The following is a 13,964-nucleotide window of genomic DNA, read 5'->3' on the forward strand; positions in this document are numbered from 1 at the left end:
AGCACGGCCCGCGTTGCGGGGGCGCGGCGGCATGCCTATCTCGGCTGGACGGAAAGGACGCCCGATGATCTTCACCGCCGCCCGGCTTGCGCTCGCCGACATCTTCTCGCCGCCCTTCCGGGCCGCCCTCTGGAAGACCCTGGGGCTGACGGCCGTGGTGCTCGTGGCGCTCTGGTTCGGCATCGGCGCCATCGCCGAGATATTCGCCGTCCCGTTCCTGTCCAACCTCTTCCCGGACGATCTGAGCTGGCTCGATCAGGCCGGCACGCTGGCCGGCTGGGCCGCCGGCCTGCTTCTGGCGGTGCTCCTGGCCTTCCTGATCGGCCCGATCAGCGCGGTCATCGCCAGCCTGTTCCTCGACGACGTGGCGGTGGTGGTCGAGCGCGAGAGCTACCCGGATGCCCCGACCGGCACGGCAATGGCCTTCCTGCCGGGGCTCGTCCTGTCGGTGAAGTTCTTCGGCGTCGTCATTTTGGGCAATCTGCTGGCGCTGGTGCTGCTGCTCGTGCCCGGCGTCAACATCGCCGCCTTCTTCCTGGTCAACGGCTATCTGCTCGGCCGCGAATATTTCGAGTTCGCGGCCATGCGCTACCGGTCGGAGGACGAGGCCAAGGCGATCCGCTCGCGCCATGGCGGCACGGTGTTCATGGCGGGCCTCCTGATCGCTGGCTTCCTGGCGATCCCGATCGTCAATCTGCTGACGCCGCTCTTTGCGGCGGCGCTGATGGTGCATCTGCACCAGCGCATCGCGGCAAAGACCGGCGGCCTGCCGGTCCAGGCGGACCGGACCGCGCGCCGCGTCAGGGGATCGGATGCAGCGGCGCCGGAACGTCGTTCGTCTTGATCTCGGCCTTGCAGAGATCGGCGATGACGCAGGCCTCGCAGTCCGGCTTGCGGGCCTTGCAGACATAGCGGCCGTGCAGGATCAGCCAGTGATGGGCATGGCGGCGATAGGGCTGCGGAATGATCCGCAAGAGGCCCTGCTCCACCGCCTCGGGCGTTGCGCCGGGCGCCAGCTTCAGCCGGTTGCCGATCCGGAAGATGTGGGTGTCGACGGCCAGCGTCTCCTCGCCGAAGGCAACGTTGAGAACGACGCTGGCGGTCTTGCGGCCGACCCCGGGCAGGGCCTCCAGCGCGGCGCGCTCGCCGGGCACTTCGCCGCCATGCTGCGCCACCAGCGTCTCGGCGAGGGCGGCGACGTTCTTGGCTTTGTTGCGATAGAGCCCGATGGTGCGGATATGCTCGCGGATCGCATCCTCGCCCAGCGCCGCCATGGCGGCAGCATCGTCGGCGACGCGAAACAGTTCGCGCGTCGCCTTGTTGACGCCGGCATCGGTCGCCTGCGCCGACAGGACGACGGCGACGAGCAGGGTGAACGGATTGGTGTAGGCGAGTTCCGACACGGGCTCGGGCCGCTGCACCGAGAAGCGCCGGAAGATCTCGGTGATCTCCTCGTCCGAATAGGGGATCTTCACGCGGCGCGGCCGGGCCGGGCGCCGCGTCGCCGCCTTGGCCGGACGCTTGGCACTGGTCGCGCGAGGCGATGCGTCGCTTTTGCTGCGCTTGACCCCTTGGCCGGATGGTCCAATCTTGTCGCTCATCGTTGCCCTATAGCGAGACGACGCCGTGACTGACAATCGCGATGGCACAGGTCAGGCCGACGCCGCGTCGGAACGGCCGATCTTCGAGGCCTTGCTGACGCCCTACCGCTCGCTTGGCCGGCGCGGCTTCAACATCCTCATGGCCTTTGTCGGCGGGGTCAGCCTCGTCACCGGCATCGCCTTCGTCGCCAAGGGCGCCTGGCCGGTCTTCGGCTTCTTCGGCGTCGACGTGCTGCTGATCTGGTGGGCCTTTCGCGCCAGCTACCGCTCGGCCAGGGCACGCGAACTGGTCACCGTGTCCCGGACCGACCTGGCCATCCGCAAGATCTCGCCGCGCGGCGAGGTCCGCGAGACCCATCACAACCCGTTCTGGGCACGGTTCAAGGTGGACCGGCATGACGAGATCGGCATCACCCGGATGAGCGTCGATTCCAAGGCCGCCTCCACCGAGATCGGCGAGTTTCTCAATCCCGACGACCGTGAGAGCTTTGCCCGCGAATTCAACCGCGCGCTGCTGACCGCCAAGGGCCGCTGACCGGCTGGCGTCTCGCTCTGGCCGATTGTCGGAAAACGGGTGGCGGACGCCGCCCGCGGAGGCGATGATCGGCCAGCAAGGGAGAATTGCCATGTTGTCGATCGCACCCGACACGGTTCGAACCGACCCCGCCGTGATCACGCCATCCGCCAGCCAGGAGAGCCTCGGCGATTACGAGACGGTCCGCCGCGCCATCGAGTTCATCTCGACCCATTACAGCGAGCAGCCGAGCCTCGGCGAGATTGCCGCCGCGCTCGGCCGCTCGGAAGAGGCGTTGACCGCCGTGTTCCGCCGCTGGGCCGGGCTGACGCCGAAGGCGTTCCTGCAGGCCGTCACCATGGATCATGCCCGCCGCCTGCTCGACGGCGGGGCGTCGCTGCTGGATGCCGCCTTCGAGGTTGGGCTCTCCGGGCCATCGCGGCTGCACGATCTCTTCGTCAAGCACGAGGCCCAGTCGCCGGGCGCTTACAAGGCCAAGGGCGCGGGCATCGCCTTCGACTACGGCTTTCACGCGACGCCCTTCGGCCTGGCGCTGGTCGTGGCCACCGAACGGGGCCTCGCCGGCATCGGCTTTGCGGAACCCGGCGATGGCGGCGAGGCGGCGGCGCTGGACGACATGCGCCGGCGCTGGCCGAAGGCGAGCTTCCGGCCGGCGCCCGACCGGACCGCCCCGCTCGCCCGGCGCATTTTCGAGCCCGGCCACTGGCAGAGCGAGCGGCCGTTGCGGGTGGTGTTGATTGGCACGGATTTCGAGATCCGGGTCTGGGAGACTTTGCTGACGATCCCGGTGGGACAGGCGACCACCTATGCCAGCGTCGCCGGGCGCATCGGCGCGCCGAAGGCGGCCCGGGCCGTCGGCGCGGCGGTCGGGCGCAACCCGATCTCCTTCGTGGTGCCCTGCCACCGAGTGGTCGGCAAGTCCGGCGCGCTCACCGGCTATCACTGGGGCATCACCCGCAAGCGGGCGATGCTCGGCTGGGAAAGCGGACTTCTGGCCCGCGACAACGGATGAGGTGCGCTGTCCTGGCGATAACCCGTGCCGGGGCAAGCGGTCGCATTCGCAGGATCGCACACGGCCCTATCTGAACTTCCCGATCAGGGGAGGACGAGGCCGGTGCCCGGACGGATGAGCGACATGGCGGTTTTGCCGGAGGCGTCGGTGGAGACGGTGTTCCGACGCCTTGCCGCCGAGATGCCGGGGCGCACGGCGACGGCCAAGGGGCCGAAGGATCAGCCCGACCCGTTCCGCTCGCTGGTCTCCTGCGTCCTCTCGGCCCAGAGCCTCGACCGCAACACGGCCGCGGCGGCCGAGGCGCTATTTGCGCTGGCCACGACCCCGCCGGCGATGCTGATGCTGGGTGAGGAGGCGATTGCCCGGGCGATCAAACCCTGCGGCCTCTACAACATGAAGGCGCGCAATCTGACGCGGCTCTGCCAGACGCTGCTCGAGACCCATGGCGGGGTCGTCCCGCAGGATCGGGCCGGGCTGATGGCGCTGCCGGGCGTCGGGCGCAAATGTGCCGACATCGTTCTCAGCTTCACCTTCGGAGAGGACGTCATCGCCGTCGACACTCATGTCCACCGGGTTGCCAACCGCATCGGCCTGACAGCGGCGCGTGGGGCCGACGCCACCGCCGACCAGCTCGCCGCCCGCGCCCCGGACTGGGCGCAGGGCGACGGGCATTTCTGGCTGATCCAGTTCGGCAAGGCGGTCTGCGTGGCGCGCAGGCCCCGCTGCGAGGCCTGCATGCTCACCGATCTCTGCCTCTGGTTCGCCGCCAACCGGGACGCCGCCGCCCCCTGAGCGGCGGTCGCCGTGACGGCCTCAGATCTTACCGTCGAGGCCCATCTGGTAGTATTTGTGGACGATCTTGTCCTGGTTCTCCAGGAGCCAGTCGATCGAGGGCTCGTTCGCCATCGCCTTGCGGATCGCCTGGGTCATGCCCTTGCGATGGATGTCGAACAGCACCTTGTGGTCGAGATCCGGCACGTCGACGATGGTCGGGGCGAGCCAGACCGAGCAGATGATGCCGAGGTCGTTGACCCGGTCCTTCGGCAGGATGCCCTCGCGCACGGCGTCGAGCACGCCATTGGCGATGGCGAACTGCACCGTGCCCATCAGGATGTTGGTGTATTTGGGATCGTCGACGGTGACCTTCGACACGCAGAGCGTGACCGGGCGGACCATGATGTCGGTGTTGAGCAGGGCGAAGACGCGGCTATGGCCCTTCACCTGGTCGCCGGTGAGGGTGGCGAGCGCGGTGCCGACCGGCCCGTCGAGCTCGCCGATGACGACTTCCGGTTCGGCGGCTGTGCCCGGAGGGCCGCCGGCGACAAGGGCTTCGCCGCTGCGCAGGACGATACGGTCGGTCATGATGGCATTCTCTCGCTGGTTTCCGGCGCCCGCTGCGGCCTAGCAGCTTCCGCCGGCGCACTCAAACCCGCGCCAAGGCGGCGCGGGTTTGTGCGAAACCGGAGCGCCGTCAGCCTTCGAGGATGGTCTTTTCGGCGACGCTGGTATCGGCGTTGAGCCGGTAGACGATCGGCACGCCGGTGGCGATCTCCTGGCCGACGATCTCCTCGCCGGTCAGCCCGTCCAGCGCCATCACCATGGCGCGCAGCGAATTGCCGTGGGCGGCGACCAGCACCGTGCCGTCGTTCATCACCTTCGGCAGGATGTCGTGGATGTAATAGGGCCAGACGCGGGCGCCGGTGTCCTTCAGGCTCTCGCCGCCCGGCGGCGGCACGTCGTAGGAGCGGCGCCAGATATGCACCTGCTCCTCGCCCCATTTGGCGCGGGCGTCGTCCTTGTTGAGGCCGGACAGGTCGCCGTAGTCGCGCTCGTTGAGGGCGACGTTGCGGATCGTCTGAAGGTCCGGCTGGCCGAGTTCGTCGAGCGCCAGCGTCAGCGTGCGCTGGGCGCGGGAGAGCTCGCTGGTGAAGGCGATGTGGAAGGTCAGGCCGGCGGCCTTCAGGCGGCGCCCGGCATCCTTGGCTTCCTCGACACCCTTCTCGGTGAGGTCGGGGTCCTTCCAGCCGGTGAAGAGGTTCTTGAGGTTCCAGTCGCTCTGGCCGTGGCGGACGAGGACGAGGGTTCTGGACATCGCGGCGGACCTTTCATGTGGGTCGGATGAAGCATCGGGGCGGGCGGGGCGCCAGCCGTCAGAGGCCGAGGACGTCGGCCATGGTGTAGAGGCCGGGCGCCCGGTCCTTCGCCCAGAGGGCGGCGCGGACGGCGCCGCGGGCAAAGATCGCCCGGTCGGTCGCCAGATGCGAGATCTCGATGCGCTCGCCTTCGCCGGCCAGGATCACCGAATGCTCGCCGGTGACCGAGCCGCCGCGCAGCGTGGCGAAGCCGATCGTGCCCTCGGGGCGCGGTCCGGTATGGCCGTCGCGCACCCGCACGCTGTTGTCGGCAAGCGAAATGCCGCGACCCTTCGCGGCGGCCTCGCCGAGAAGCAGGGCGGTGCCGGACGGCGCATCCACCTTGTGCTTGTGGTGCATTTCCAGGATCTCGATGTCGAAGGCGTCGGGGCCGAGCGCCCGGGCGGCCTTCTCGACGAGGCCGGCGAGAAGATTGACGCCCAGGCTCATATTGCCGGACTTGACGATCGGGGTGCGCTCGGCGCTGGCTGCGATCGCCGCGTCCTGATCGGGCGAGCAGCCGGTGGTGCCGACGACATGGACCAGCGAGCCGTTGGCGGCGCGCTCGGCCATGGCGACGGAGGCCGCCGGCGCGGTGAAGTCGATGATGCCGTCGGCGCCGGCGAGCGCCGCGTCGATATCGTCGGTGATGAGGACGCCCGACGTTCCGATGCCGGCGAGGAGGCCCGCATCCTGGCCGATCGCCTCCGAGCCCTCGCGTTCGACCGCGCCGGACAGGACGGCGCCTTCGGTCTCGGCGATCACGGTGACCAGCGTTCGGCCCATGCGACCGGCGGCGCCCAGGACGACCAGCTTCATCGGTGCCATCGCGTCTCTCCCTCGTTGCGCGGCCTGGCGCGTCAGCTCCGCACGGATGCGGCGATTTCCTCGGGCCGCGTTGCCGTGCCGCTGCGGCGATCGCTCGACTGCAGGCCGTGGAACCGGGCATAGAGGCCGTCGCGGCGTCCGACAAGTTCCTCGTGGCTGCCGCGCTCGACGATCTCGCCGCCATCGACGACGAGAATCTGGTCGGCGCCGACGATGGTCGACAGGCGATGCGCGACGACGAGGACGGTGCGGTTCTTCATCGCCTCGTCCAGCGCCGCCTGCACCAGGGTCTCGGAGCGCGTGTCGAGGGCCGATGTGGCCTCGTCGAGAAGCAGGATCGGCGCGTTGCGCACCAGCGCCCGGGCGATCGACAGCCGCTGGCGCTGGCCGCCCGACAGCGAGATGCCGTTTTCGCCGAGCGGCGTGTCGTAGCCCTGGGGCTGGGCGAGGATGAACTCCTCGGCCTGTGCCTGCCGCGCAGCCTCGGCGATCTCCTCATCGGTCGCATCGGGCCGGCCGAGGCGGATGTTCTCGCGGATCGTGCCCTCGAAGAGATACGGCGTCTGCGGAACGTAGGCGATCTGGGCGCGCAGCGAGGCGGTCGCCACGTCGCGGATGTCCTGGCCGTCGATGCGGATGGCACCCTCGGAGACGTCGTAGAAGCGTTGCAGCAGCGAGATCACGGTGGACTTGCCGCCGCCGGACGCGCCGATCAGGGCGGTGGTGCGGCCGGGCCGGGCGGTGAAGCTCATGCCCTTCAGGACGGGTTCGCCCGGATGATAGCCGAAGCCGACATTCTCGAAGACGATCTCGGCCCGGTCGACCTTCAGCGCCGGCGCGCCCGGCTTGTCGGCCTGGCCCGGCTCAAGATCGAGGATCTCGTAGATCATCTGGGCGTTGACGAGCGCCCGCTCGAGTTGCACCTGCAGCTTGGCGAGACGGCGGGCCGGATCATAGGCGAGCAGCAGCGCCGTGATGAAGGCGAACATGGCGCCCGGCGAATAGCCGTAGACGATGGCGCGGTAGCCCGAATAGGCGATCACCCCGGCGATCGCGAGGCCGGCGACGATCTCGGTGACCGGCGTGGTGCGCTCGGTGATGACGGCGATGCGGTTGGAGCGTTCCTCGGCACCGAGGATCAGCGTCTCGATGCGTGCGCGTAGCGGCTTTTCCATGGTGAAGGCCTTCACCACGGTAATGCCCTGCGCCGCCTCCTGGATCGAGCCGAGCACCCGCGCATTGAGGTCGATCGACTGGCGGGTGACCACCCGCAGCTTGCGGGCCAGGATGCCGATCATCAGCGCGATCGGCGGCCCGGCGATCAGCGCGATCATCGACAGGAGCGGGTCCTGGTAGATCATCACGAAGACCAGGAAGATCAGCGTCAGGAGATCGCGGGCGATCGAGGTGACCGTCAGGTTCAGCGTGTCGCGGATGCCGGCGACATTCTGGTTGATCCGGGCCGCCAGATGCGCCGAGCGGTTCTCGCCGAAGAAGTCCACCGACAGGGCCATCAGATGGGCGAACAGCCGTCGCTGGTAGCGCGCGACGATGTGGTTGCCGATGCGGGCGAGGATCACGCCCTGGCCGTAGGTGGCAAGGCCGCGCGTGGCGAAGGCCAGGAAGACGACGATCGGAAGCGTGACGATGGCGGCGCGGTTCTGGTTGACGAAGATGTCGTCGATCACGCTGCGCATGATCCAGGCGAGAAACGCCGTCGAGGCCGCGACCAGCACGAGGCAGACGATCGCCATCACGTACTGGCGCAGGAACTGCCGGCCGTTCTCCTGGATGATCCGCTTCAGGAGCCGCAGCACGAGACCGCGCTCGCCCGGCTCCTTCAGGGAGATCCGCTTCTTCGTCGTCGCGCCGGCGGCCTGCCCGGCTGTCGTTTTCTTGCTCATCGCGACGTCCTATAGAGGCTCATGCGTCCGGTGCCTATCGGGGCCGGGCGGGCGCCGCGTCGGAAATCCGCCGGCACTGGCCGATCGGCAACGGTCGGGATGCCTCGGAGCCTAGCCGCGACCCTGCCACGCGCCGGTGACATGGACCGGCCAGCGCCATGGCAGCACGGCGACGATGTCGAAGCGGCGCGAGAGCCGGGCGAAATCGGCCCGGCGCCCGATCCACAGATCGGCCGCGGCCTCGATCCGGCGCTGGGTCTGCGGGCCGACCGCATCCATCGCCTCGGCGAGCGTCGCGCGGCCCTTGACCTCGACGAAAGCGACGAGATCGCCGCGGCGGGCGATCAGGTCGATTTCGCCGGCTTTCGTGCGGTGCCGGACGGCGAGGATGCGGTAGCCCTTCAGCCGCAGCGCCATGGCCGCCAGCCACTCGCCGCGATGGCCCTTGCGAAAGCCCTGCCGCCGCCGGGCGCGGGCCGCGTCCGCAGAGGTCACTGTCGGTCCTTGAGGGCAAGGGCGCGCTGATAGAGGTCGCGTCGCCCGAGGCCGGTCAGCCGGGCCGCTTCCTGCGCCGCTTTGGTGGGCTTCATCTCCGCCAGCAGACCCGACAGGATCGCGTCGGCGTCGGCCTCGCTCGCGACCGGCGGCGCATCGGGCGGCGCGATGCAGACGACGATCTCGCCGCGCACCCGTTCCATGGCGGCGAACTGGGCGGCAAGATCGCCAAGCGTGCCGCGATAGATCGTCTCGTACGCCTTGGTCAGTTCGCGGCAGACGGCCGCCTGACGCGCGCCGAGAGCCTGGTCCATGGCCGCGAGACTGTCGGCGATCCGGTGCGGCGCCTCGAAGAAGACCAGCGTGCCGGGAATGCGGGCGAGTTCCTCCAGCCGCTGCGCGCGCGCCTGCTCCTTCTGCGGCAGGAAGCCGGCAAAGAAGAAGGCGTCCGACGGCAGGCCCGAGGCGAGCAGCGCGGCGAGGGCCGCCGAGGCGCCGGGGATCGGCACCACTGGAATCCCGGCCGCGATCGCCTCCTGCACGATCCGGTAGCCGGGGTCCGACACCAGCGGAGTCCCGGCGTCCGAGACCAGCGCCACCGACAGGCCGGCCTTGAGATCGGCGAGGAGCGCAGCGCCGGCATTTTCGGCATTGTGCTCGTGATAGGCGAACATTCGCCGCTCGATGCCGAAGCGATGCAGCAGCTTGGCGGTGACGCGCGTATCCTCGCAGGCGAGGCGATCGGCCCCGGCGATGAGCTCCAGCCCGCGCAGGGTCACGTCGCCGAGATTGCCGATGGGCGTCGCCACCAGATAGAGGCCCGGCTCCGGCTTCGGCGCCGTGTGCGCCACATCCCGAATGCGATAGCGGCGGGCGGTGGCCTGCTCGTCTTTCTGCGCCTGCAACTCTTCGGGCATCACTTGGCGATCGACCGCTTCAGCGCTTCGTCGATCCGTTCCTGCCAGCCGGGCCCTGTTGCCTTGAAATGGGAAAGGACCTCGGGGCTGAGCTCGAGCGCGACCGGAATCTTTCCGGACGGCGAGGTTCGGGACTGGCGGCCACTTTGGCCGAACTGCGCAAGAATTTCGGGCGGAAGCGTCGCGTCCGCCGCCCGGGCCTCGCGAAAATCTGCCTGCGTCCATTCGGGATTGTCGCTGTCGATGACAGGGTCTTGGCTATTGTCCGACATAGCGTTCGAACTCCTTTCGATGGGCGCGGCGGAGACTGATCGGACGCACTGAGCCGGCGCGGACGGTGAAGGCAACACAGAAAGGCTGGCCGTCGATGAAGCCGAAACCACGAAACCGCGCCTCACCATAGTCGTGGCGGTCATCCCTGATGACCAGCCGCAGATCCATATCCGCCGCTCTTGCCAAAGAGACGCCGTGCTTGGCGATATTCGCGGCATCCTTGGCGGGGTCGAAATCCAATGCGCGACGGCTCCGGCACGTGACGGTCGCCATCCACTATATAGGGCGCCGGGGGCGTCGACGAAATCCGTCTCAGGCGAGGTCGGCGACCACCGCGTCGAGGACGAGCATGCCGGCGGGCGTCGCCCGCAGCCGGTCGGGCCCGAGGCGTTCCACCATGCCGTGAGCCATCAGGTCGGCCTCGCTGACCGGATCGAGATCGCGGCCGGTCAGCTTGCGCCAGCGCTTCAGGTCGATGCCCTCGGTCAGGCGCAGGCCCATCAGCAGCAATTCGTCCGCCTGCTCGGTCGGGCTCAGCAATTCATCGACCACCGCCCCGCTGTCCCAGGATTCGACCATCTTCAGCCAGGTTTCCGGCAGCGGCTCGTTGGAGATGGCGTGGCGGCCGCCCGGCCCCATCAGCCGGCCATGGGCGCCGGGGCCGACACCGGCATAAAGCCCGTAGCGCCAGTAGGTCAGGTTGTGACGGGATTCGGCGCCAGGGACGGCGTGGTTGGAGATCTCGTAGGCCGGCAGGCCGCGTTCGGCGGTGATCCGCTGGGTGGATTCGTAGAGATCGGCAGACAGGTCGCCATCCGGCACGATCAGCTTGCCCGCCTTGTGCAGCGCGTAGAAGGGCGTGCCTTCCTCGATGGTCAGCTGGTAGAGCGACAGATGGTCGGCGGCCAGATCGATCGCCTGGTTCAGTTCGCTCTCCCAGGCGGCGACGGTCTGGTCGGGCCGGGCATAGATCAGGTCGAAGGACAGGCGCGGGAAGATTTCGCGGGCAAGGCCGATGGCGTGCAGCGCCTGGTCGACGCTGTGCAGCCGGCCGAGAAGCCGAAGGTCGCGGTCGTTCAAGGCCTGAACGCCGAGCGACACGCGGTTGACGCCGGCCTCGCGATAGCCGCGGAACCGCTCCGCCTCGACGCTTGAGGGATTGGCCTCCAGCGTGATCTCGGCGCCGTCGGCGATCGTCCAGTTGGCGGCCACGGCATCGAGGATCCGGCCGACAGTCGCTGGCTCCATCAGCGACGGCGTACCACCGCCCAAGAAGACCGAGGTGACCGTTTCACCCGCCGAGCGGCGGGCCATCTCGGCCAGTTCCCGCTCGAAGGCCGCCGCATAGCGCTCCTGGTCCACCGGCTTGTGGCGGACATGGCTGTTGAAGTCGCAATACGGGCATTTGGCCGCGCAGAACGGCCAATGCACATAGACGCCGAACCCCGGCGCGCGCGATTGCGGCTCGAAGGCGAGGACGTCGCGGCCTGGGCGGGAATGGATCGTCATTCGACTCCGAGTGCGTCGCGCGCGAATTTCTGGAAGGCCCGCGCCCGATGCGACATGGCGGTCGGCTGGCCGGGCTTCCAGGCGTGTTTTTCCGCCGACATCATCTCGCCGAAGGTCCGGTCGCTGCCGTCGGGCAGGAAGATCGGATCGTAGCCGAAGCCGAGTTCGCCGCGCGGCGGCCAGACGATGGTCCCCTCGACCTCGCCCCGGAAGAGATGCGTGCCGCCGGCCGGATCCGCAAGGCACAGAACCGCGACGAATTTCGCCCGGCGCTGCTCCGGCGTCGTGGCGCCGGCCGCCTGCAGCTTTTCCTCGACATTGCGCATCGCCATGGCGAAATCGCGATCCGGACCGCCCCAGCGCGCCGAATAGATGCCGGGATCGCCGTTCAGCGCGTCGATGGCGATGCCGGAATCGTCCGACAGCGACACGAGGCCGGTGGCGCGCATGGCGGCCAGCGCCTTGAGCTCGGCATTGGCCTCGAAGGTCGTGCCGGTCTCCTCGGGATCCTCGAGGCCCTTGTCCTTCGCCGAGGTCACCTCGAAGCCGAAGGGCTCCATCAGCTCGCGGATTTCCCAGATCTTTCCGATGTTGTGGCTGGCGACCAGAAGCGGGCCGTCCTTCGGGTCGAGACGTTTCATGGCGCGGCCTCGATGGCTTGGCGCTGCATGCCGACGAGATCGTTGATCCCCTTGCGGGCGAGATCAAGGAGCTTGAGGAACTCGTCCTGCGAGAACGGCGTGCCCTCGGCGGTGCTCTGGATCTCGACGATGCCGCCGGAGCCTGTCATGACGAAATTGGCGTCGGTCTCGGCGGCGGAATCCTCCGGGTAGTCGAGGTCGAGCACCGGCTCGCCCTTGTAGATGCCGCAGGAGATCGCCGCGACATGGTCCTTCAGCACCTTGGCCGGGTCGACCATGGCGCGCTGGCCCATCCAGGCGAGGCAGTCGGCCAGTGCCACGTAGCCGCCGGTGATCGCCGCCGTGCGGGTGCCGCCATCGGCCTGGATGACGTCGCAATCCACGGTGATCTGGCGCTCGCCCAGCGCCTGCAGGTCGACAACGGCGCGCAGGCTGCGACCGACGAGGCGCTGGATTTCCTGGGTGCGGCCCGACTGCTTGCCGGACGCCGCCTCGCGGCGCATCCGGTCGCCCGTGGCGCGCGGCAGCATGCCGTATTCGGCCGTCACCCAGCCCTTGCCGGAATTTTTCAGCCAGCCCGGCACGCGCTCTTCAAGGCTCGCCGTGCACAGGACATGGGTGTCGCCGAACCGGACGAGGCACGAGCCTTCGGCGTGACGGGAGTAGTTCCGCTCGAGGCTGACGGGCCGCAATTCGTCGAAGGCGCGTTTGGATGGCCGCATGATGAGGTCCTGACAATCGGTCCTGGAGAAGGGAATAGATGCTTCGGGTTGCGCCGGGCTTGTATCGGCGATGACCCGACGGATCAAAGATTTTCGCGTCGCCGTCATGGCGGGGCGCCGCGCGATGGCAGAAGATCGGCCGGAAAGGTGCTTGCGGCGAGGGCTATCGCGGCCGGACGGCTTGGCGAGGGCCCGAGCATTCCCTATAGTCCGGTCATGCGGGAAACGATGCGACGCCATGACTGAATTCCGTTTGCCTGTCAGCGATTTGGCTTCCGGAGCACTGCCGCTGGACGAGCGCTCGCGGGAGATCTTCCGGCTGATCGTCGAAAGCTATCTCGACATCGGCGAGCCGGTGGGCTCGCGCATGCTGTCGCGGCTCCTGACCAACGCGCTTTCGCCGGCCTCGATCCGCAATGTGATGAGCGATCTGGAAGCGCTCGGCCTGATCTATGCGCCGCATGTCAGCGCCGGACGCATGCCGACTGAACTGGGCCTGCGCTTCTTCGTCGACGCCTTTCTGGAAGTCGGCGATCTCGGCTCCTCCGAGCGCGAGGAGATTGAGGAAAAGGTGCGCGTGTCGGGCGACGGCCGCCCGTTCGAATCGCTTCTGACCGAGGCGAGCCAGCTCCTGTCCGGCCTCTCTCGCGGCGCCGGCATCGTGCTCACCTCCAAGGCCGATCTGCGCCTCAAGCATATCGAGTTCATCCGTCTGGAGCCGACGCGGGCGCTGGCGGTGCTGGTCGGCGCCAATGGCGAGGTGGAGAATCGCATTCTCGACCTGCCGGCCGGTGTCACCGCCTCGCAGCTCGTCGAGGCCGGAAACTTCCTCAACGCCCATATCGTCGGCCGTACGCTGGGCGAGGCGAGCGAGGAGATCGCCCGGCTGAAGGACGACACCTCCAGCGCCCTCGATCTCCTGTCGCGCCAGCTCGTCGAAAAGGGGCTCGCGGTCTGGTCCGGCGCCTCGGCCGACCAGCCGGCGCGGCTGATCGTGCGCGGCCGGGCCAACCTCCTGGAAAATGTCACCGCCTCCGAGGACATCGAGCGGCTGCGCCTGCTTTTCGACGACCTCGAAACCAAGAGCGGCATCATCGAGCTTCTGGGCCTTGCCGAGAAGGGCAATGGCGTGCGGATCTTCATCGGATCGGAGAACAAGCTTTTCTCGCTGTCCGGATCCTCGCTGGTGGTCGCCCCCTATCAGGGCGGCGGCGAGAGCGTCATCGGCGCGGTGGGCGTGATCGGTCCGACCCGGCTCAACTACAAGCGGATCGTGCCGATGGTGGACTATACCGCGCGCATCGTATCGCGGCTTCTGACCTCGGGCGCGGCTGCCCGCGAGGCTTGATTTTCCGTCCCGTCAATTCGATATGCGGCGCGACAACGATTTTCCGC

General features: G+C 68.4%; 17 protein-coding genes. 5 read left to right on the forward strand and 12 right to left on the reverse strand.

Going from position 1 to position 13,964, the window contains the following annotated elements; translation table 11 throughout:
- The first annotated feature begins 64 nt into the window (after window positions 1-64).
- Window positions 65-844 (forward strand): sulfate transporter family protein, encoded by a 780-nt coding sequence (locus J3367_RS06980; protein WP_024349384.1) that lies wholly within the window; start codon window positions 65-67, stop codon window positions 842-844.
- Here the strand turns inward: J3367_RS06980 and nth are convergent.
- The gene (nth, locus tag J3367_RS06985) at window positions 801-1,601 is read right to left on the reverse strand and encodes an endonuclease III (protein WP_024349385.1); all 801 of its coding nucleotides are present in this window, start codon (window positions 1,599-1,601) and stop codon (window positions 801-803) included. The genes J3367_RS06980 and nth overlap by 44 nt on opposite strands.
- 25 nt (window positions 1,602-1,626) lie before the next feature.
- Between nth and J3367_RS06990 the strand changes: the two genes are divergently transcribed.
- From J3367_RS06990 to J3367_RS07000, 3 genes are all read left to right on the forward strand, one after another.
- Complete coding sequence (locus tag J3367_RS06990; protein ID WP_024349386.1) at window positions 1,627-2,136, forward strand: DUF2244 domain-containing protein; 510 nt, start codon at window positions 1,627-1,629, stop codon at window positions 2,134-2,136.
- A 91-nt stretch (window positions 2,137-2,227) separates the two neighbouring features.
- A complete protein-coding gene (locus J3367_RS06995; protein ID WP_024349387.1) occupies window positions 2,228-3,148 on the forward strand; it encodes a bifunctional helix-turn-helix domain-containing protein/methylated-DNA--[protein]-cysteine S-methyltransferase in 921 nt (306 codons plus the stop codon).
- A gap of 123 nt (window positions 3,149-3,271) precedes the next feature.
- A complete protein-coding gene (locus tag J3367_RS07000; protein ID WP_029702759.1) occupies window positions 3,272-3,940 on the forward strand; it encodes an endonuclease III domain-containing protein in 669 nt (222 codons plus the stop codon).
- A gap of 21 nt (window positions 3,941-3,961) precedes the next feature.
- Here the strand turns inward: J3367_RS07000 and J3367_RS07005 are convergent, their stop codons facing one another.
- From J3367_RS07005 to rph, 11 genes are all read right to left on the reverse strand, one after another.
- A complete protein-coding gene (locus J3367_RS07005) occupies window positions 3,962-4,510 on the reverse strand; it encodes a formaldehyde-activating enzyme (protein WP_024349389.1) in 549 nt (182 codons plus the stop codon).
- Between the two features lie 109 nt (window positions 4,511-4,619).
- Window positions 4,620-5,240, reverse strand: a complete 621-nt coding sequence (locus tag J3367_RS07010) for a 2,3-bisphosphoglycerate-dependent phosphoglycerate mutase (protein WP_024349390.1) — start codon at window positions 5,238-5,240, stop codon at window positions 4,620-4,622.
- A gap of 58 nt (window positions 5,241-5,298) precedes the next feature.
- Window positions 5,299-6,108, reverse strand: a complete 810-nt coding sequence (gene dapB, locus J3367_RS07015) for a 4-hydroxy-tetrahydrodipicolinate reductase (protein WP_024349391.1) — start codon at window positions 6,106-6,108, stop codon at window positions 5,299-5,301.
- Window positions 6,109-6,140: 32 nt separating this feature from the next.
- Window positions 6,141-8,012, reverse strand: a complete 1,872-nt coding sequence (locus J3367_RS07020) for an ABC transporter ATP-binding protein (RefSeq protein ID WP_155898395.1) — start codon at window positions 8,010-8,012, stop codon at window positions 6,141-6,143.
- A gap of 111 nt (window positions 8,013-8,123) precedes the next feature.
- Entirely contained in the window at window positions 8,124-8,507 is a 384-nt protein-coding gene (locus J3367_RS07025) for a YraN family protein (RefSeq protein ID WP_024349393.1), read from the reverse strand.
- Window positions 8,504-9,424 (reverse strand): 16S rRNA (cytidine(1402)-2'-O)-methyltransferase, encoded by a 921-nt coding sequence (gene rsmI / locus J3367_RS07030; RefSeq protein ID WP_024349394.1) that lies wholly within the window; start codon window positions 9,422-9,424, stop codon window positions 8,504-8,506. The genes J3367_RS07025 and rsmI overlap by 4 nt, the downstream gene beginning before the upstream one ends.
- A complete protein-coding gene (locus tag J3367_RS07035) occupies window positions 9,424-9,696 on the reverse strand; it encodes a BrnA antitoxin family protein (protein ID WP_024349395.1) in 273 nt (90 codons plus the stop codon). The genes rsmI and J3367_RS07035 overlap by 1 nt, the downstream gene beginning before the upstream one ends.
- The gene (locus J3367_RS07040) at window positions 9,683-9,937 is read right to left on the reverse strand and encodes a BrnT family toxin (protein ID WP_024349396.1); all 255 of its coding nucleotides are present in this window, start codon (window positions 9,935-9,937) and stop codon (window positions 9,683-9,685) included. Before J3367_RS07040 ends, J3367_RS07035 begins: the two co-directional genes overlap by 14 nt.
- A gap of 72 nt (window positions 9,938-10,009) precedes the next feature.
- Window positions 10,010-11,206: a radical SAM family heme chaperone HemW gene (gene hemW, locus J3367_RS07045; protein ID WP_024349397.1), complete on the reverse strand. Its 1,197-nt coding sequence runs from the start codon at window positions 11,204-11,206 to the stop codon at window positions 10,010-10,012.
- Window positions 11,203-11,847, reverse strand: coding sequence for an RdgB/HAM1 family non-canonical purine NTP pyrophosphatase (rdgB, locus tag J3367_RS07050; RefSeq protein ID WP_024349398.1), 645 nt, complete (start codon window positions 11,845-11,847; stop codon window positions 11,203-11,205). Before rdgB ends, hemW begins: the two co-directional genes overlap by 4 nt.
- Window positions 11,844-12,569, reverse strand: a complete 726-nt coding sequence (gene rph, locus J3367_RS07055; protein WP_421460565.1) for a ribonuclease PH — start codon at window positions 12,567-12,569, stop codon at window positions 11,844-11,846. Before rph ends, rdgB begins: the two co-directional genes overlap by 4 nt.
- Window positions 12,570-12,807: 238 nt before the next feature.
- Between rph and hrcA the strand changes: the two genes are divergently transcribed.
- Window positions 12,808-13,917, forward strand: coding sequence for a heat-inducible transcriptional repressor HrcA (gene hrcA / locus J3367_RS07060; protein ID WP_024349400.1), 1,110 nt, complete (start codon window positions 12,808-12,810; stop codon window positions 13,915-13,917).
- Window positions 13,918-13,964: the final 47 nt, after the last annotated feature.

Source organism: Aurantimonas sp. NFXS3 (assembly GCF_049132005.1).
Taxonomy (GTDB): Bacteria; Pseudomonadota; Alphaproteobacteria; order Rhizobiales; family Rhizobiaceae; genus Aurantimonas; species Aurantimonas coralicida.